Here is a 17,246-nt window from a genome sequence, read left to right on the forward strand (position 1 = left end):
AGCAGGTCAGCGCGGACATAGGCCAATGGTCGGCGGCCGCTTCTGGCTGCGCAAGGCGGCGGCGCTCCTCGCGCTCGGCGCCGGCAGCCTCGGTGCGTCGGCGCCCGCGCCGGGCACCAGGCCGTGGACGGCCGACCCCGACGAGCAGTTTCTTCTCGACGTCAATATCCGCCAGCTGCGGCTCGGCGACACGGTGCGCGCCTACAACCCGCCCGAAGGCCCATGTGTCGTCTTAGGCGACTTTCTGACCGCGCTGGACGTGCCGATGCGCATCGATGTGAGCGCCAGGAAGGCGAGTGGCTGGGCGTTCCGGGAAGCTAACAGGATTTCGATCGACGCCGCCGCTCTGAAAGTGACCTACGGGAGCAAAAGCGAGCCAATCGAGCCCGGCACGATTCGCGAAACGCCCGAGGGCTGGTGCGTCCAGGCCGCGGCGCTTGGCCGCTGGTTCGGCATTGGTGTCAGGCCGATGACCTCGGGCTCGGTCCTGTTGCTCGAATCGGACACCAAGCTCCCGGTCGAGCTCGCGATGGAGCGCAAGCAGCGCGCCGCCCGCATTCACCGCGCGAGCTTCGACCTCAACAGCTTGCCGCAGGTCCGCGTGCCGTACCGCATGTGGCGCTCGCCGGCGCTCGATTTCGTCGTCAGCGGCGGCGCCACCTATCGCGCCGGTGACGGCGTGCGAGTCGATCGCCAGAGTTCGGTCTACGCCGCCGGCGAGGTGGCGCATTTGTCGTACGACGCCCAGGTCACGACCAATGCCAAGGGCCGGCCAAATCTCCTGCGGCTGCGCGCCTTTCGGTCGGATCCCGACGCGCATTTGCTCGGACCGCTCAAGGCGACGCATTTCGGGTTCGGCGACGTCGAGGGATTCGACACGCGGCTCACCGGGTCCGTCGCGGCGGGCCGCGGGGCGGTCGTCACCAATCGGCCGCTGACGGCGCGGACGGCATTCGATCGCACTCGCCTGGAAGGTGATCTGCCGATCGGTTGGGAGGCGGAGGTCTATCGTAACGGCGAGCTGCACGGTTTCGCCAAGTCGGACGCGTCGCAGCGCTACGTGTTCGACGACGTCCAGCTTCTCTATGGCGAGAACAGCATCCGGGTCGTGCTCTACGGGCCCCAAGGCCAGGTCCGCGAGCGCGACGAGACGATCGATGTCGGCCAGGACAATGTCCCCAAGGGCAAGACTTGGTACTGGCTCGGCGCGAACCAGCCCGGCCGCGATCTTATTACGCTGGAAAAGCCGCCGGATTCCGCGCTTCCGAGGGCGCAGGCGGCGCTGTCGGTCGAACATGGACTCGATACGCGCACGTCCGTCGCCGTCCTGGCGCGGGCGATGCTCGTTGACGACCAGCGCCTGACCTTCGTCGAGGGCATTGTTCGCCGCTCGATCGGCGGGGCGATGGTCGAAGTCAGCGCCGCCCGCGAGTCGAACGGCGGCACGGCCGCGCACGCGCAGCTTCTGGGCAAGTTCGGGGCCGTCTATGTCAACGTGGATGCGCTAATCGCGAATGATTTTCATTTGCGGGGAGCGGAGCCGGAAACATCGCGCGAGCTGCGGGCGTCGCTCGATTCCCCGCTCAAAATCGGCAAGGCGCTCATTCCCGCCCATGCCGAGGCGCATTTCGTTCAGCACGCCGACGGTTCCCGACTGCTCGAGGCGGCAACGCGGCTCTCGGCCAGCATCGACCGTTTCAATCTCGGCGCCGAAGTCCGGTACCGAAAGGATTATGTGCCCGCGGGGCCGGCGCCGCCCGGTGAGTTTCGGCTCGGCCTGATCGGCAGCGGGCATATCGGCGACGTCCGGGTGCGCGGCTCGACCGAGTTCGATGTCAAGCCCTCGGCGCGTTTCCGCAGTGCCGAGCTGTCCGCTTACTGGTCCGCTTCGGAGAACATAGATTGGGAGGGCGTCCTCGCCTACGACGAGCTGCAGCACCGCGGCCGCGCGCGCATCACCCATATCATGCGCGTCGAATCCTTTGCGCTCGCGCTAACCGCTGAAGCGACCACCAGGGGCGACCTGGCGGTCGGCTTCAACCTCAATTTCTCGCTCGATCCGCGCCACGGCCTCAGCCTGTCGCGGCGCCCGCTCGCCGAGGGCGGGATGGTGCACGCGACGGTGTTCCGCGATCTCAACGACAATGGCGCGCTCGATCCCGGCGAACCGCTCGAGAAGGGCGCGCTGATCACCACCGGTTCCCGCCAGGCCCAGCGCAAGACCGATGCGAAGGGCTCAGTCACGATCGGAGGCCTAACTGCCTATGTGCCTGTGCCCGTGGGGATCGACGTGACCAGCCTCGACGATCCGATGCTGACGCCGAAAAAAGCGCTGCAGGTCGTCGTCCCCCGCCCGGGAGTCGCTGCCGACGTGGCGATCGCGCTGGTTGGCGGCGGCGACGTCGAAGGCGCGCTGATCAAGAGCGGCGAGCTCGGCTTCGAGGGCGTCGACCTCGAGCTGTTGGACGGCACCGGCAAGGTGGTCGCGACCGCGCGGACCGACTTCGACGGCTTCTTCCTGTTCGAACGGGTTCCTTACGACGCTTATCGGCTGCGGGTCAGCGCCGCGTCGGCCAAAGCCGCCGGAATTGTGTCGGATCTGGGCATTTCCTTGAAGGTCACGACCGAGCACTCGATCGTCCGGCTTGGTTCGATCCAGGCGCGGCCTCAGCTGCGCATCGCGACAGCCGAATTGCCGAAGGCTGGATTGTAGGGGGCCGTCCCGTCGATGGTGCGGTCGAGAAGACTCGAACTTCCACGGCCTTTCGGCCACAGCGACCTCAACGCTGCGCGTCTACCAGTTCCGCCACGACCGCACGTCATGAAAAGGCCGGCATGCAGGGGCAGCCGGCACTGGCAAGGCGCGGCCCGTAGCAAAGGCTCCCAAGGCGCGCAATGCCGTCTCGCCGGCGGCGAAGCCGGTCCGTTCTGGCACAAACCTTAAAGCGCGGTTTACCATTTCCCGCCGAGTGCGTTAGCACCTGGTCATGTTCATGCTTGCCGCCGCCGTCCTCGCAACCGCCGCACCGCATTCCGCGGCGAACTCGGCTGTTGCTCAGGCGACCGCGACGATCCGCGTCGTGACCGCCGTCCGGCTCAAGCTCGGCGCACTCAACAACCCAGGCGCTCCATCGGCGCGCAACGCCGTGGTACGCCTCAACGACGGCACTGCGAAGCCGGCGAAACTCATTGAATTCCAGTAACTTGGGTGGTCAGGCTTTTTGGCCGACGGTGATCGTCAGATACTCGCCGCCGGGCGGGACATTGACTTCGGCGCTGTTGAAGCTCGCGCTGGCGCCAGCCGCCAGCGAGCGAGCCGGGGGAGCGATCGTCCAGCTGTAGACCAGCTTTCCGGCCTGGTTGGTCAATTTCGCCTGTAGCGGCGGCACGTCCTGCTCGTGTCCCGTGGGATTGATCACCCGTCCGGAGACGGTCAGCAATTCATTGCCGCTGGCCAGCTGCAGCCGTTCGACATGGGGCGGGTTCGACACCTGGAGCGGGCTGTCCGCAGCCGACGCAAGACCGAGCCGCGCTTTGACATCGGCGGGCGCGAAGAACCAGAACAAAGCGGCGAGGAGGACGATCGCCACTGCAACCACCAGGATCGTTCTCGATCCGCTGCGCCCCCGCGGCTCCTCGTCCTCTTCGGCGAATGGACTGAACATGTCAGCCGCCGCCTCGGCCTCGGGCGGCTCCCGCCAATCTTGCGCGGCTCGCGGCGTCCCCTCGGTTTCGGCCAGCGGATCGCGGGCTTCCGGAAGATCCGCGGCTCCCTCGATCACCGCCTCTTCGTAGGCGCGCTCCTCGGCCTCCGGACCGCTGCGCGGCTCGATCGAGGCTGCTTCGGCGAGGCCTTCATCACCGTCAACAATCGTCTCTTCCGAAGCTTCGGCACTTCCATCTGCTTCAGCGGCTTCTGACTCTTCGAAGGCGCTGGGTTCGGCGGTCGCTTCATAGGCCGGCTCGCCTGCCTCGGGCTCGGCCGACCCGCCGGGCGCGGCCTCGCCGCCTTCCCCGGGATCTTGATGCCAGCTGTGCTTGCACGCGGCGCACCGCACCTGCCGGCCCTCCGGCGGAATCGTGCCGTCCTTTACGACATATTGCGTGCCGCAGCTCGGGCAGGTGAGGATCATCGCGTTAAAAGCCCTCTTCCGAGACCGTCACAGGACGGTAAACAGGAATGATTGGGGCTTGGCAAGGCGGGCGCAATGCCGTCCGGTGCGTCTGACACGCGGGGAAGCAAGTGGCAGCAGTTGCCGAATTCGACAGTGTTGGCCTGCGCTACGGCACCGGCGCCGAGGTCCTGCGCGACCTCGACTTTCGGCTGCGCGCCGGCGCCTTCTACTTCCTCACCGGACCGTCGGGCGCCGGCAAGACGTCGCTGTTGAAGCTGCTCTATCTTGCCCAGCGGCCGACCCGAGGGCGGATCAGGCTGTTCGGCGAGGAGCTGAGCGAGGCGCCGCGCGATGCGCTCCCGCCTTTCCGCCGGCGGATCGGCGTCGTCTTCCAGGATTTCCGCCTGATCCGTCACCTGTCGGCATTCGACAATGTCGCGCTTCCGTTGCGCGTCGGAGGCGCCGGCGACGGCGAGGTCGAGGGACCGGTGCGCGAGATGCTCGCCTGGGTCGGACTTGCCGATCGCGCCAGCGCGCGGCCGCCAACGCTGTCGGGCGGCGAGCAGCAGCGAGTCGCCATCGCCCGGGCGGTGATCAATCGGCCCGAGCTGCTCGTCGCCGACGAGCCGACCGGCAACGTCGATGCCGAGATGGCCAACCGCCTGATGGGGCTGTTCACGGCCCTCAACGGTCTCGGAACGACCGTCGTCGTCGCCACCCACGACATCGGCCTCATCAGCTCCACCCCCGGCGCGCAGCTGATCCGGCTGGAGAATGGGACGCTGGTCGACCCGACCGGCACGCTGCGCAATCCGCCACACCCGCCGCGAGGTGCGGCGTGATGCTCCGCTGGCTGTTCGTGTCGCCGTCCGAGCGGCGCCTGCTCGGGCTTGCCCGGTTCGGCGGGCCGACGCCGTGGGTGATCGCGATCATGACTTTCTCGATCATGCTCATCGCCGCCACCGGCCTCGCGCTCGCCAGCACCACTTCGCTGGTCAGCCGCGCGATCGAGGCGCGCTATGCGCTGCAGGTGCCGGGTGGTGGCGGCGCCGACCTCGGCGCCCTGGTCCAGGCCGTCCGCTCCACTCGCGGTGTAACCTCGGACGAGGCAGTGCCAGAAAGCGACATGCGAAAGACGCTCGAGCAATGGCTCGGCCCGGCCGCGCACAGCGCCGAGCTGCCGGTCCCCGCACTGATCAATTTCGATGCCGCCCCCGGCACGGATCTGGCCGCACTTCAGCGCCGCGTGCAGGCAATTGCCCCGGGCGCGACAATCGCCGCTCACCGCGACAGCGTCGGCCCGCTGCTCCATTCGCTTCGGCTGCTGCAGTGGGTCGCGTTCGGCCTGGTGCTGCTGCTCAGCATCGCGGCGTCGGCTGCCGTCGTGCTGGCCGCGCGGGGCGCGCTCGACACCCACCGTTTCACCATCGAGGTGATGCACGGTATCGGCGCCACCGACCTCCAGGTCACTCATTTGTTTCAGCGCAAGATTCTGATCGACGCGTTGATCGGGAGCATTGCCGGCGCCCTCGCGGCGGCGCTCGTGCTGCTCGTCCTCGCGAGCGGTGCTGCGATCACAGGAGAACTCACCGGCGGCGCAACGCTGGGCGTCGTCGACATTCTTACCCTCGCGTCGCTGCCGCTCGCGCTCACCGTCCTCGCGACCTGGGTCGCGCGAACCGCGGTGCTCCGCACGTTGCGCCGGGCCTTATGATCGCTCGTCTCGGCGCGCTGCTCTTATTGTTCTACGCGCTCAGCTTCGTGCTGTTCGCGTTCACTCTCGGCAAGCCCGCGCCTGCGGACGCCGCAGCAAGCGACGCCGCGGTCGTCGTCACCGGCGGCCCGGGCCGGATCGAGCATGCGATCGACGTCCTCAAGCAGCATGAGGCCAAGCGCCTCCTGGTGGCCGGCGTGGATCCGACCGTGACCAAGCCGGACCTCGCGCGGCGCATCGCCGGGAGCCGGCAGTGGCTTTCCTGTTGCGTCGACCTCGGCAGCGAATCGGTCGACACCAGGTCCAATGCGGAAGAAGCCGCGCGCTGGCTCGCCCGTCACAATTACAGGTCGGTGCGGCTGATCACGAGCGACTGGCACATGCGACGCGCGCGCTACGAGTTCGAAAAGGTGCTGCGCGGCAAGTATCAGCTGACCACCGATGCGGTGCGCACCGAGCCGAGCTTCGTCACTCTGTTCGGCGAGTATAATAAATATCTGCTGCGCCGCCTTGCGGTTTGGGCCGACCTTTGACCGCGCTGCTCCGGTCGCTGCTCTATGCCGCGATCTTCTACCCGGCGACCGTGGTGTTGGTGCTGATCGGGATCGTCGCGACCTTGATTGGCCGCCGCCCGACGCTCGCCGTGGTGCTGGGCTGGGTCGATTTCCACCATCTGCTTGCGGAACGCGTCTTGGGCATCCGCACGCGGGTCGACGGAACCATTCCCAGCGGTCCGTACCTGATTGCGGTCAAGCACCAGTCGATGCTCGAAACGATGGAGATGGTCCGGCTGACCCATCTGCCCGTGATCGTGATCAAGAAGGAATTGGCCGACATCCCGCTCTTCGGCCGGATGACGCGACGTTATGGCGTCATCGCGGTCGAGCGCTCGGCCGGCGCCAAGGCGCTGCGGGCATTGATGGACGAAGGCCGCAAGGCGCTCGAGACCGGACGCCCCGTGATCATTTATCCAGAGGGCACCCGGGTACGCGCCGGGGAAACGCCGCCGCTCAGGTCGGGTTTCGCCGCTTTGTATCGCGCACTTGGGCTCCCCGTTGTTCCGGTCGCGGTCGACAGCGGCCGATTGTGGGGACGCGGCCTCATCCACCGGAGCGGCACGGTGACGTTCAAGGTCGGCCAGACCATTCCGCCAGGGTTAAAGCGGGAGGAGGTCGAAGCGCGCGTTCACGCCGCAATCAACGCGCTTGAACTAGGTCCTCAGCCGAGCGCCTAGCTTCTCCGCCGCGGCCACGATTCGGTTGGATATCTCGCCGATCTGATGGTCGGTGAAGCTCTTGTCTGTCGGCTGGAGCGTCACTTCGAACGCCAGAGACAGTCCGTCCGCGGCTTCGAACCGGTCGAACAGGCGCGCGCCGGTGATCGCCGTCTTGTCGGCGCCGCGCAGCTCCCGCAGCAAAGCGCCGGCCGGCAGGTCGGCGGGCACAATGAAGGCGAAATCGCGCGTGACCGGCTGCAATGCCGGCGGCGCGAACGCGGGCCGGGTGCGACCGGACGCGCGCGGCGCGGGGATCGAGTCGAGGTAAATCTCGGCGGCAACCGTGCCCGCCGGCACGTCGAGGCTTCGTGCGAGGCCGGGATGCAGCTCGCCAAAGGCGGCGACGATCGCTTTCGGGCCAAGCGTGAGCTTCGCCGATCTGCCGGGATGCCAGGTTGGGCCCGCGTCGGGGATTATCTGGAGGCCGGCGACGGGTGCGCCTGCCGCCTCGAGCAGCGCCAGCACTTCGGCCTTGGCGTCGAATGGGTCGAAGGCTTGCGCTTTGCCCGACTGCCAGTTTCGCGGCTGACGTTCGCCGCAAAGCAGCAGGCCGAGTGTCGGATGTTCGCGGTCGCCAAGGTAGCGGCGGCCGATCTCGAACAAGCGGACCGACGCAATTCCCCGGTCGAGATTGCGGCGCGCCGCCGCGATCAGCCCCGGCAGCAGCGATGGGCGCATCACCTTCATGTCTTCGCTGATCGGGTTGGCAAGCCGCCAGTCCGCTCCGCCGAACGCTTCCGCCTCCGCTTCGGAAATGAAGCTCCAGGTGACGGCGTCGTCGAGCCCGCGCGCAGCGGCGGTGCGGCGCACGCGGCGCTCAACCCTCTGCGACCGGGTTGCGGTTGGCTTGGCCACGCCCGGAGCACGGCCGAGCGGTGTCGAGGGCACCTCGTCGTAGCCGACAATCCGCGCCACTTCCTCGACCAGATCGGCTGGACCTTCGACGTCGCGCCGCCAGGTTGGGACGGTCACAACGTTGCCGCTGAGCGCGAAGCCGAGGCTTTCAAGGATCTCGCGCTGGCGTTGCTCGGGAACCTCGATGCCGCCGAGCGCCTTGGTCCGGGCGAAGTCGAAGCTGATCGTTCGGCGCTCGACCGGCGGTTCGCCGACTCGCAATGCCGCAGAAGCCTCGCCGCCGCAGATGTCGAGGATGAGGCCGGCGAGGATCGCCAGCCCGTCGTCGAGGAAGGCGGGATCGACCCCGCGCTCGAAGCGGCTGCGCGCGTCGCTGGTCAGCCCCAGCGCCTGGCCCGTGCGCGCGATCCGCTCGGGAGTGAAATAAGCGACTTCGAGCATCACCTCGGTCGTCGCCTCGCTGACGCCGGAATCCTCGCCGCCCATGATCCCGCCGATATCGTGGACCTGAACGTCGTCGGCGATCACCGTCATGAACGGCTCGAGCCGATATTCCTTTTCGTTGAGCGCCAACACCGTCTCGCCGGGTTTTGCCGCGCGCGCTGTCAGGCCGCCCGAGAGCTTGGCGATGTCATAGGCATGCGCCGGCCGGCCGTGATCGAGCATCACATAATTGGTGATGTCGACCAGGGCCGAGATCGGCCGCTGCCCCGCGGACGTGAGCCGCCGCTGCATCCATTCGGGGGAGGCGCCGTTCTTCACCCCGCGGATTGCCTGGCCGAAGAACGCCGGGCAGCCGTCCGGGTCCTCGATGCGGATCGGCACCGGGCAGGGGAAGGCGCCCTCGATCAGCGGCACGGCGAGCGGTTTCAAGGTCCCGATGCCCGCCGCCGCCAGATCGCGCGCGATACCCCGGACACCCATGCAATCCTGGCGGTTGGGCGTGACGTTGACGTCGAACACGGGGTCGTCGAGCCCGGCATATGCGGTAAAGGCGACGCCCACCGCCGCGTCCGCCGGCAGCTCGATGATCCCGCTATGATCATCGCCCAGCTCGAGTTCGCGCGACGAGCACATCATGCCGCGGCTCTCGACGCCGCGGATCGTTGCCACCTTCAGAATCATGTCGCTTCCAGGGATGTAGGCGCCCGGCGGACCGAACACGCCGAGCATGCCCGCGCGCGCATTGGGCGCACCGCACACGACCTGGATTTCCTCGCCAGTCCCGGCGTCGACCGTCAGCACCTGCAGCTTGTCGGCCTGCGGGTGCTTCTGGGCGGTGAGGACCTTGGCCACGCGGAATGGCGCCAACGCCTCAGCGGGGTTCGAGACGCTTTCCACCTCCAGCCCGATGGCGGTCAGCTTACTGGCGATTTCCTCGGCCGAGGCATCCGTCTCCAGATGTTCTCTCAGCCACGAAAGGGGAAACTTCATCGTTTGCCCTTTCGTGCCCCGGCGGAGGCCGGGGCCCAATCAAACAGATTGCGAAGCTGGACCCCGGCCTTCGCCGGGGTACTGCAATGCGAGAACTTCATGCCCCCACTCCGCCCGACAGCGTCGGCACGTCGAGGGCGCGGAATCCGTAGTGCTTCAGCCAGCGGACATCGCCGTCGAAGAAGGCGCGGAGGTCGTTCATGCCGTATTTGAGCATCGCCAGGCGATCGATGCCGCAGCCGAAGGCGAAGCCCTGCCACTCGTCGGGGTCGAGCCCGCAATTGGCGATGACGCGGGGGTGGACCATGCCGCTGCCGAGCACTTCCATCCACCCTTCCTGTCCGCCGACGACGCGGCGGCCCTTCTCCATCGACCAGCCGACGTCGACCTCGGCCGACGGCTCGGTGAAGGGGAAGTAGGACGGGCGCATCCGCAGGACGACGTCGTCACGCTCGAAGAAGGCCTTGAGGAATGTCTCCAGCGTCCACTTGAGGTGTCCGAGGGTGATCGCGCGGTCGAGGACCAGCCCCTCGACCTGGTGGAACATCGGGGTGTGCGTCGCATCGCTGTCGGAGCGGTACACGCGGCCCGGCGCGATCGTGTAGATCGGCGCGCCATGCTCCTGCATCGCCCGGATCTGGACGGGGGAAGTGTGGGTGCGCAGCACCATCGGCTCCCCGCCCGGCTCGCGCGGCTCGAGGTAGAATGTGTCCTGCATCGCCCGCGCCGGGTGGTTCTCCGGCATGTTGAGCGCGGTGAAATTGTACCATTGCGTCTCGATCTCGGGCCCTTCCGCGACCGAAAAGCCGAGATCGGCAAAGATTTCCGCAAGCTCGTCCATCACCTGGCTCACGGGATGGATCGTGCCGTTGACGCTCTCCGGCGCCGGCAGCGACAGGTCGATCCGTTCGGTCGCGAGCTTTCGCTCGAGCTCGGCGTTCTCGAGTTCAGCCTTGCGATCGGCGATCGCGCTGGTGACGCGCTCGCGCAGCGCGTGGATCTTGGGGGCTTCGGCCGTTCGCGTCTCCGCGTTCATGGCGCCGAGCGACTTGAGCAGCGCGGTGATCGAGCCCGACTTGCCGAGCGCCGACACGCGCAGCGCATCGAGATCGCCGAGGCTATCCGCGGCGGCGATCCGGTCGAGCATGGTTTCGGCGTCGATCATCGTCGGAGGCTCTAGCAATGCCGCACCGCAAAATGCAAAGGCGGGACGCGATGAGTGACTGGCCCGAGCTGAGCGTCGAGCACGACCACGAGACGTTCGCGATCCTGCACCTCGCCGCGCAGATGCTGGGCAAGCTTCGGGTCGCCCACGCGCCGTGGGTGAACCACGGCTGGCATGCCGCGCTGCAGCCCAACGCGCGCGGGCTCGCGACGCTGCCGACCGCGGCGAGCGGGGACCGGAGCTTCACGCTCACGCTCGACCTGTGCCGGCACGCGATCGTGCTCTGGGTCAGCGACGAATCGCGCGAAGAGCTACCGCTCAATGCGGGGAGCATCGCCGCGCTTCACCAGCGGCTGATTGCGATGCTCGACAAGCATGACCTGCCGTCGAGCTTCAATGGCGTGCCGAACGAGATCGCCGACGCCGTCCCGTTTGCCCAGGACACGGCCCCAAGAGAATATGACCGCGATTCGGCGAGTCGCTTTCGCGAAGCGCTGGCGGCGATGATGCCGGTGTTCGCCCGCTTCCGCGCGGGGTTTGCCGGCAAGGCCAGCCCGGTCCACTTTTGGTGGGGCGGATTCGACCTTGCGGTTAGCGTCTTTTCGGGCCGAAAGGCGCCGCAACATCCGGGTGGAATGCCGGGCCTCCCGGACCGCATCGCGCGCGAAGCGTACAGCCACGAGGAGGCGAGCGTGGGCTTCTGGGCCGGCGGGGCTACCGCGGCCGAGCCTTTCTTCTACAGCTACATCTATCCGGAGCCCGAAGGCTATCGCAGCTCGCCGATCGCGCATGGCCGCTTCGACGAAACCTATGGCGAGTTCGTCCTGCCTTATGCCGAGGTCCGTGTCTCAGCCGACCCTGCGCGCATGCTCGGGGATTTCATCCAATCCACCTATGAAGCCGGTGCCGATCTCGCGCACTGGGACCGCGCAAACCTCGAACGGGAGCCGGTCGCGCCTTAGCTCGGGACGAACGGGTAAGGCGAGATCGATTTGCGGTTTTCCTCGACCGCCAGCATCCGCCCGGCTGGAGGCGTCGCGCGATAGGCGCATTGCAGGCGCGGACAGATCGCGCAGGCGGGGCCGACCGGTGTCGCCGGCGTGTTGGTGAGGTCGAGCCCGTCGGCATAAGCGATCCGGGGCGCATATTTGACGTCGCAGCCGAGGCCGATCGCGAGCAGAGCGTCATCGCGAAGGTCGGGGCGGATCGGCCGCTCGATCGTCCGGCTGATGGTGAAGAAGCGCTGCCCGTCGGGCGTCTCGATCAGCTGGCGGATGGTCTGGCCGGGAGTCTGGAAGGCGGTGTGGAGGTGCCAGCGCGGGCACGTCCCGCCAAAATGCGAGAAGGGGAAATTCTCGCCGGCATAGCGTTTGGAGATGTTTCCGGCGGGATCGACGCGCAGCATGAAGAAGGGCACGCCCTTGGCGCTCGGCCGGCTGAGCGTCGTCAGCCTGTGCGACACCTGCTCGACGTTGGCACCGAACTGCGCGGTTAGCCGATCGAGATTGTAGCGATGCTCTTCGGCCGCCCGGAGGAACTTGCCGTAGGGCATGATGATCGCCCCGGCGGCATAATTGGCGAAGCTCATGTGCAGCAGGCGCCGGCTGCCCGGATCGGGCGACCGCGCCGCCTCGAGCATCCGCGCAATGATCGGCGCGAACTCGAGCAGTGCCAGCTGGTAGGCGATGCCGAAGGTCCGGTTCTCCGGCCGAAGTAGCGAGGACAGCATCAGCAGCCGGCGCTGAGGATCGTAATTCTGGCTCGCGTCCTCGAGGATTTCCGGCTCGACGACGCGGACCTCGACGCCCCATGCCTCCTTCAGGCGCTGGCGCAGCGGCTCGGACACCGACAGCGGGTGGTTGAGCGCCCCGCCGAGCGTCTCGGACGCTTCTTCGAGCTCGGGATAATGGTTGCGCTGCGCCTGGATGTAGTCGCGCACCCAGGTTTCCGGCGTGATCAGCGATCGCGGGTCGGTGCGGCGCTCCTCGCCTTCGGGGCGGCGCTGGACTTCGCGGACCGCGGTGTAGAGCCGGGCGATCCCTTCGGCGACCGATGGCGCGTTGTCGGCGAGCTCGACCAGCTCGTACCGGCTGACGCCGAGGTCGGCGAGCATCGGGTCCGAGAAAATCTCGGCCAGCAGGGTTGCGCCGCCGCTGTCGCCGGCTTCGGAGGCGAAGGCCTTCACGTCGACATCGAACGCCTCGGCCAGCCGCACGAGGATGCCGGCGGTGACCGGCCGCTGGTTGCGTTCGAGATGGTTGAGGTAGGACCCGGAGATGCCGAGCTGCTCGGCCATCTGGCTCTGGTTGAGCCCGCGCTCGCGGCGCAATCGCGCGAGCCGGGCGCCGAGGAAGAGCTTGCGCGGAAGCATCATCAGTGAAGTTGTCAAACAATTTACAAGAACACAAGTCGTGACCTGACACGTCCGCACTTTTCTGTGCGACTTTTACCGAGCGGATGGGTTCTCCTGCGGCTTCGGCAACAGGGGATTTGCGATGGGTGATTTCGGCTTGGTGGTGGCGGCGCCTGACGGGCGGTTCGCGGGGATCGAGCGGCCCTACGGCGTCGACGACGTGCTGAAGCTGCGCGGCTCGATCCCGGTCGAGCACACGCTCGCGCGGCGCGGAGCGTTGAAGCTGTGGGAGCTGCTGCACCAGGACGAGCCCGTGCGCGCGCTCGGCGCTTTGTCCGGCAATCAGGCGATGCAGATGGTCCGCGCCGGCTTGAAGGCGATCTATCTGTCCGGCTGGCAGGTCGCCGCCGACTCGAACGCCGCGGGCTCGATGTATCCCGACCAGTCGCTCTACCCGGCCAATTCCGGCCCCGAGCTCGCGCGCAAGATCAACCGCACGCTGCAGCGCGCCGACCAGATCGAGCATATGGAAGGCGGGGCAAAACGCGACTGGTTCGCGCCAATCCTCGCCGATGCGGAAGCCGGATTCGGCGGACCGTTGAACTGCTTCGAGATCATGAAATCGTACATCGAAGCCGGCGCCGCGGGCGTCCACTTCGAAGACCAGCTCGCATCCGAGAAGAAGTGCGGCCACCTCGGCGGCAAGGTGCTGATCCCCACCCAGGCGGCAATCCGCAATCTGGATGCCGCGCGCCTTGCCGCCGACGTGTGCGGCGTGCCGACGATCCTCGTCGCCCGCACCGATGCGGAAAGCGCCAAGCTCATCACCAGCGATGTCGATGAGCGCGATCGGCCGTTCATCACCGGTGAGCGCACGCCCGAGGGCTTCTACCGGCTGAAGGACGGCACCGGCCTCGACCATTGCATCGCCCGCGGGCTCGCCTTCGCGGCTCACGCCGATTTGTTGTGGTTCGAGACGAGCCATCCAAACCTCGACGAGGCTCGCGCCTTCGCCGAAGCCATCCACGCACGCTTTCCGGGCAAGCTCCTCGCTTACAATTGCTCGCCCAGCTTCAACTGGGCGGCGAAGCTCGACGCTGCGACGATCGCCAGCTTCCAGCGCGAACTCGGCGCGATGGGCTACAAGTTCCAGTTCGTGACGCTGGCCGGCTTCCACAGCCTCAACCACGCGATGTTCGAGCTGGCGAGCGACTACCGCGAGCGCGGCATGGCGGCTTATTCCGAGCTGCAGCAGGCCGAGTTCGCGAGCGAAGCGGCGGGCTACACCGCGACCCGCCACCAGCGCGAGGTCGGCACCGGCTATTTCGATGCGGTCGCGTCCGCCGTTTCGGGCGGCAGCAGCTCGACCGTCGCCCTGCGAGAATCGACCGAAGCCGCGCAGTTCGTCGCGACGGCCATCGCAGCCGAGTGAAGGAGGACGATATGGGACAGCGTTATTGGGTCATCGGCGGTCATTATGCCGACTGCCGTTTCCGCGAGCTCGAGCCCGGTACCGAGGTGATCCATGGGCCCTACAGCGATGAGCTGAAGGCGCGCACGCAATGGCAGCGCCTCACGTTCCGCGATCGCTGCGCCGCGACCGAACGCTACTCGATCTGCGTGGAGCCCGTGCTACAGTGAGGCCAAAGGCCACAAAAGTGCTCGATCGACCACGCATCATTGCCGAACCCTCCACCGTCAGAGGGGCCGATGGGGTCCTGACCGAGGGCGCGCTCGAATTCCTCGCCGAGCTGCACGAGCGGTTCGATTCGCGCCGCCGCGGCCTGCTCGACAGGCGGCTGGAGCGCCAGCGACGGTTCGATGCCGGCGAGCTGCCGGACTTCCGCGACGACACGCGCGACATCCGCGAGGGTGAGTGGACCGTGCGATCGATCCCGCGCGACCTGCTCGACCGCCGGGTCGAGATTACTGGGCCGACCAACGCCAAGATGCTGATCAACGCGCTCAACAGCGGCGCCAAAGTGTTCATGGCCGATTTCGAGGACGCGACCTCGCCAACCTGGGAAGAGCTGGTCCAGGGTCAGGTCAACTTGCGCAACTATTGGGCTGGCCGGCTCCATTACACCGACCCCGACAGCGGCAAGCATTATGCGGTCGGCGACGATCCCGCGGTGCTGATGGTGCGTCCGCGCGGCTGGCATTTGCCCGAGGATCACGTCACCGTCTCGGGCGAAGTCGTGGCGGGCGCTTTCTTCGATTTCGCGCTTTACCTATGGCACAACGCCCGTCCGGCGCTGACCAGGGGTTCAGGCCCCTATTTTTACCTGCCCAAGCTCGAGAGCAGCGATGAAGCCGCGCTGTGGAGCGACGTGTTCGCCTTCGCCGAAGCCAAGCTGAGGCTCGAGCGCGGGACGATCAAGGTGACGGTGCTGATCGAGACGCTGCCGGCGGCGTTCGAGATGGACGAAATCCTCTACGCGCTGCGCGAGAATATCGTCGGCCTCAACTGCGGCCGCTGGGACTATATCTTCTCCTACATCAAGCGCCTCGGCCGCTCTGCCGACCGGATCACGCCCGACCGCGCGCTGATGACGATGGATAAGGCGTTCCTTGCCGCTTACTCACTGCGCCTGATCGCGACCTGCCATCGCCGCGGAGCGTTCGCGATGGGCGGGATGTCGGCGTTCATCCCGGTCAAGGGCGACGAAGCGGCGAACGCCGGTGCTTTGGAGAAAGTCCGCGCGGACAAGCTGCGCGAGGTCGGCAACGGCCATGACGGCACCTGGGTCGCGCATCCGGCGCTGGTGCCGGTCGCGATGCAGGCGTTCGAGGCGATGCACGGCCCCAACCAGCTGTCCAAGATGCCCGATCACACCCCCGGCCGCGACGCGATGCTGAAGCTGCACGAAGGCGCGCGGACCGAAGCCGGCGCGCGCGAGAACATCCGCGTCGGCGTCCAGTATCTCGCCGCCTGGCTCGGCGGAAAGGGCGCGGTGCCGCTCTACAATCTGATGGAGGACGCGGCGACGGCCGAGATCTGCCGTACCCAGCTGTGGCAATGGCTCAAGTTCGAAGCGCCGCTCGACGACGGCCGTAGCCTCACGCCCGACCTGTTCGAAACATGGTTCGACGAGGAGCTGGCCCTGCTCGCCGAAGTCCCCAACATCGCCGAAGCCGCCCGCCTGATGCACAACATGATCGTCGCCGACGACCTCGTCGAGTTCCTGACGCTGCCCGCTTACGAGTTGCTGGATTGAAGTTCTAACGGTCGGTTGCCTGCCGCTGATCATTGGTTAGTCTCGCGCCATGCCTGCGCGAACCAGCACAATCGCGATTGCGACCGTCGTTGGCATTACAGCACTGCTGAAATCTATGGTTCCGCTGCTGCAGCAGAACGGAATCATCTGGCTCATTGTCGTTGCTGTCGGCGGTCCCTGGATCGTTTGGGATTGCGCCAAGCAACTCTATAATGCGGCAATGCACGGATACGTGATCACTGGCGTCCCTGAGAGGCACGTTTACAGGGACAAGGAGCCAAGCCTCTTCCGAAACAATGTCGTGGCGTGGATAGTGATGTTGCCGATTATCGCGAGCGGGGCCGTCGTGCTGCTTCTCGACGCGCTCGAAGCGGAGCATCTCATTAGCTGAGTACAAAAAGAGCGCCGGAATCGCTCCCGACGCCCTTCCTTGTTCTTCGCTGAGAAAGCCTAAGCCGCTTTCTTCTCCAGCGCGCCTTTCGCCTGGGCGATGATGGCGCTGAACGCCTCGCCCTCGTGCATCGCGATGTCGGCGAGCACCTTGCGGTCGAGCGTGATGCCGGCGAGGTTCAGCGCGTGGATGAACTGGCCGTAGGTCAGCCCCTCGGCGCGGACCGCGGCGTTGATCCGCTGGATCCACAAAGCGCGGAAGCTCCGCTTCTTCACCTTGCGGTCGCGGTAGGCATATTGCCCGGCCTTCTCGACCGCCTGGCGGGCGATACGGATCGTGTTCTTGCGGCGGCCGTAATAGCCCTTCGCCTGATCGAGAATCCGCTTGTGCTTGGCGCGGCTGGTTACGCCGCGTTTGACGCGTGCCATGTTCTATCCGCTCCTTATTTGAGGCCGTAGGGCGCCCAGCCCTTGACCCGCGCCACATCGGCGTCGGCAAGGATCTCGGTGCCGCGGTTCTGGCGGATATACTTGGAATTGTGGCTGATCAGGCGGTGGCGCTTGCCGGCGACACCGTGCTTGAGCTTGCCGGTGGCGGTGACCGTGAAGCGTTTCTTGACGCCGCTCTTGGTCTTGAGCTTGGGCATTTTCGTCTCCTTTGTGCGTCCGCTTGGAACGCGACGTTATCCAACCGCCACGGCATGCCTTCCGGCCGGGCCATTGGTT

General features: G+C 66.8%; 17 protein-coding genes and 1 tRNA gene. 11 read left to right on the top strand and 7 right to left on the bottom strand.

The features are described 5' to 3' along the window. Nucleotides 1-25 precede the first annotated feature (25 nt). Nucleotides 26-2,713, top strand: coding sequence for a collagen binding domain-containing protein (locus tag ACJ8FR_RS07540; RefSeq protein WP_407828015.1), 2,688 nt, complete (start codon nucleotides 26-28; stop codon nucleotides 2,711-2,713). Nucleotides 2,714-2,729: 16 nt separating this feature from the next. Here the strand turns inward: ACJ8FR_RS07540 and ACJ8FR_RS07545 are convergent. Continuing rightward, nucleotides 2,730-2,816: transfer RNA gene (locus ACJ8FR_RS07545), tRNA-Leu, on the bottom strand. 171 nt (nucleotides 2,817-2,987) lie between these two features. Between ACJ8FR_RS07545 and ACJ8FR_RS07550 the strand changes: the two genes are divergently transcribed. Next, complete coding sequence (locus ACJ8FR_RS07550) at nucleotides 2,988-3,203, top strand: hypothetical protein (protein ID WP_407828016.1); 216 nt, start codon at nucleotides 2,988-2,990, stop codon at nucleotides 3,201-3,203. Nucleotides 3,204-3,212: 9 nt separating this feature from the next. Here the strand turns inward: ACJ8FR_RS07550 and ACJ8FR_RS07555 are convergent, their stop codons facing one another. Continuing rightward, nucleotides 3,213-4,133, bottom strand: coding sequence for an MJ0042-type zinc finger domain-containing protein (locus ACJ8FR_RS07555; RefSeq protein ID WP_407828017.1), 921 nt, complete (start codon nucleotides 4,131-4,133; stop codon nucleotides 3,213-3,215). Nucleotides 4,134-4,243: 110 nt separating this feature from the next. On the opposite strand from ACJ8FR_RS07555, the gene ftsE reads away from it, so the two are divergent. The 4 genes from ftsE to ACJ8FR_RS07575 are packed head-to-tail and all read left to right on the top strand — an operon-like array spanning nucleotide 4,244 to nucleotide 7,063. Then, on the top strand, nucleotides 4,244-4,957 hold the full coding sequence (gene ftsE / locus ACJ8FR_RS07560) for a cell division ATP-binding protein FtsE (RefSeq protein WP_407828018.1): 714 nt from the start codon (nucleotides 4,244-4,246) through the stop codon (nucleotides 4,955-4,957). Next, the gene (locus ACJ8FR_RS07565) at nucleotides 4,957-5,829 is read left to right on the top strand and encodes a cell division protein FtsX (RefSeq protein ID WP_407828019.1); all 873 of its coding nucleotides are present in this window, start codon (nucleotides 4,957-4,959) and stop codon (nucleotides 5,827-5,829) included. Before ftsE ends, ACJ8FR_RS07565 begins: the two co-directional genes overlap by 1 nt. Beyond that, the gene (locus ACJ8FR_RS07570) at nucleotides 5,826-6,362 is read left to right on the top strand and encodes a YdcF family protein (protein ID WP_407828020.1); all 537 of its coding nucleotides are present in this window, start codon (nucleotides 5,826-5,828) and stop codon (nucleotides 6,360-6,362) included. Before ACJ8FR_RS07565 ends, ACJ8FR_RS07570 begins: the two co-directional genes overlap by 4 nt. After that, entirely contained in the window at nucleotides 6,359-7,063 is a 705-nt protein-coding gene (locus ACJ8FR_RS07575; RefSeq protein WP_407828021.1) for a lysophospholipid acyltransferase family protein, read from the top strand. Before ACJ8FR_RS07570 ends, ACJ8FR_RS07575 begins: the two co-directional genes overlap by 4 nt. Here the strand turns inward: ACJ8FR_RS07575 and pheT are convergent. Beyond that, entirely contained in the window at nucleotides 7,040-9,394 is a 2,355-nt protein-coding gene (gene pheT, locus ACJ8FR_RS07580; protein WP_407828022.1) for a phenylalanine--tRNA ligase subunit beta, read from the bottom strand. The two genes, ACJ8FR_RS07575 and pheT, sit on opposite strands and share 24 nt — an antisense overlap. Nucleotides 9,395-9,491: 97 nt before the next feature. Continuing rightward, complete coding sequence (pheS, locus tag ACJ8FR_RS07585; RefSeq protein ID WP_407828023.1) at nucleotides 9,492-10,559, bottom strand: phenylalanine--tRNA ligase subunit alpha; 1,068 nt, start codon at nucleotides 10,557-10,559, stop codon at nucleotides 9,492-9,494. Between the two features lie 50 nt (nucleotides 10,560-10,609). Here pheS and ACJ8FR_RS07590 point away from each other — a divergent pair, with 50 nt between their 5' ends. After that, the gene (locus tag ACJ8FR_RS07590; RefSeq protein ID WP_407828024.1) at nucleotides 10,610-11,521 is read left to right on the top strand and encodes a DUF5996 family protein; all 912 of its coding nucleotides are present in this window, start codon (nucleotides 10,610-10,612) and stop codon (nucleotides 11,519-11,521) included. Here the strand turns inward: ACJ8FR_RS07590 and ACJ8FR_RS07595 are convergent. Next, nucleotides 11,518-12,933 carry a short-chain fatty acyl-CoA regulator family protein gene (locus ACJ8FR_RS07595; protein WP_407828025.1) on the bottom strand — a complete coding sequence of 472 codons (1,416 nt, stop codon included), beginning with the start codon at nucleotides 12,931-12,933 and terminating at the stop codon, nucleotides 11,518-11,520. The genes ACJ8FR_RS07590 and ACJ8FR_RS07595 overlap by 4 nt on opposite strands. A gap of 121 nt (nucleotides 12,934-13,054) precedes the next feature. Here ACJ8FR_RS07595 and aceA point away from each other — a divergent pair, with 121 nt between their 5' ends. The 4 genes from aceA to ACJ8FR_RS07615 are packed head-to-tail and all read left to right on the top strand — an operon-like array spanning nucleotide 13,055 to nucleotide 16,521. After that, on the top strand, nucleotides 13,055-14,344 hold the full coding sequence (gene aceA, locus ACJ8FR_RS07600; RefSeq protein ID WP_407828026.1) for an isocitrate lyase: 1,290 nt from the start codon (nucleotides 13,055-13,057) through the stop codon (nucleotides 14,342-14,344). An 11-nt stretch (nucleotides 14,345-14,355) separates the two neighbouring features. Continuing rightward, nucleotides 14,356-14,553 carry a hypothetical protein gene (locus tag ACJ8FR_RS07605; RefSeq protein WP_407828027.1) on the top strand — a complete coding sequence of 66 codons (198 nt, stop codon included), beginning with the start codon at nucleotides 14,356-14,358 and terminating at the stop codon, nucleotides 14,551-14,553. A gap of 17 nt (nucleotides 14,554-14,570) precedes the next feature. Further along, nucleotides 14,571-16,130, top strand: coding sequence for a malate synthase A (gene aceB, locus ACJ8FR_RS07610; RefSeq protein ID WP_407828028.1), 1,560 nt, complete (start codon nucleotides 14,571-14,573; stop codon nucleotides 16,128-16,130). Between the two features lie 49 nt (nucleotides 16,131-16,179). Next, nucleotides 16,180-16,521: a hypothetical protein gene (locus tag ACJ8FR_RS07615; protein ID WP_407828029.1), complete on the top strand. Its 342-nt coding sequence runs from the start codon at nucleotides 16,180-16,182 to the stop codon at nucleotides 16,519-16,521. A gap of 59 nt (nucleotides 16,522-16,580) precedes the next feature. Here the strand turns inward: ACJ8FR_RS07615 and rplT are convergent, their stop codons facing one another. Next, a complete protein-coding gene (rplT, locus tag ACJ8FR_RS07620; RefSeq protein ID WP_407828030.1) occupies nucleotides 16,581-16,949 on the bottom strand; it encodes a 50S ribosomal protein L20 in 369 nt (122 codons plus the stop codon). Between the two features lie 14 nt (nucleotides 16,950-16,963). Next, nucleotides 16,964-17,167, bottom strand: a complete 204-nt coding sequence (gene rpmI, locus ACJ8FR_RS07625) for a 50S ribosomal protein L35 (RefSeq protein WP_407828031.1) — start codon at nucleotides 17,165-17,167, stop codon at nucleotides 16,964-16,966. Nucleotides 17,168-17,246: the final 79 nt, after the last annotated feature.

The sequence above is a fragment of the Sphingomonas sp. genome, from assembly GCF_045810705.1.
In the GTDB taxonomy this organism is placed as follows: domain Bacteria; phylum Pseudomonadota; class Alphaproteobacteria; order Sphingomonadales; family Sphingomonadaceae; genus Sphingomicrobium.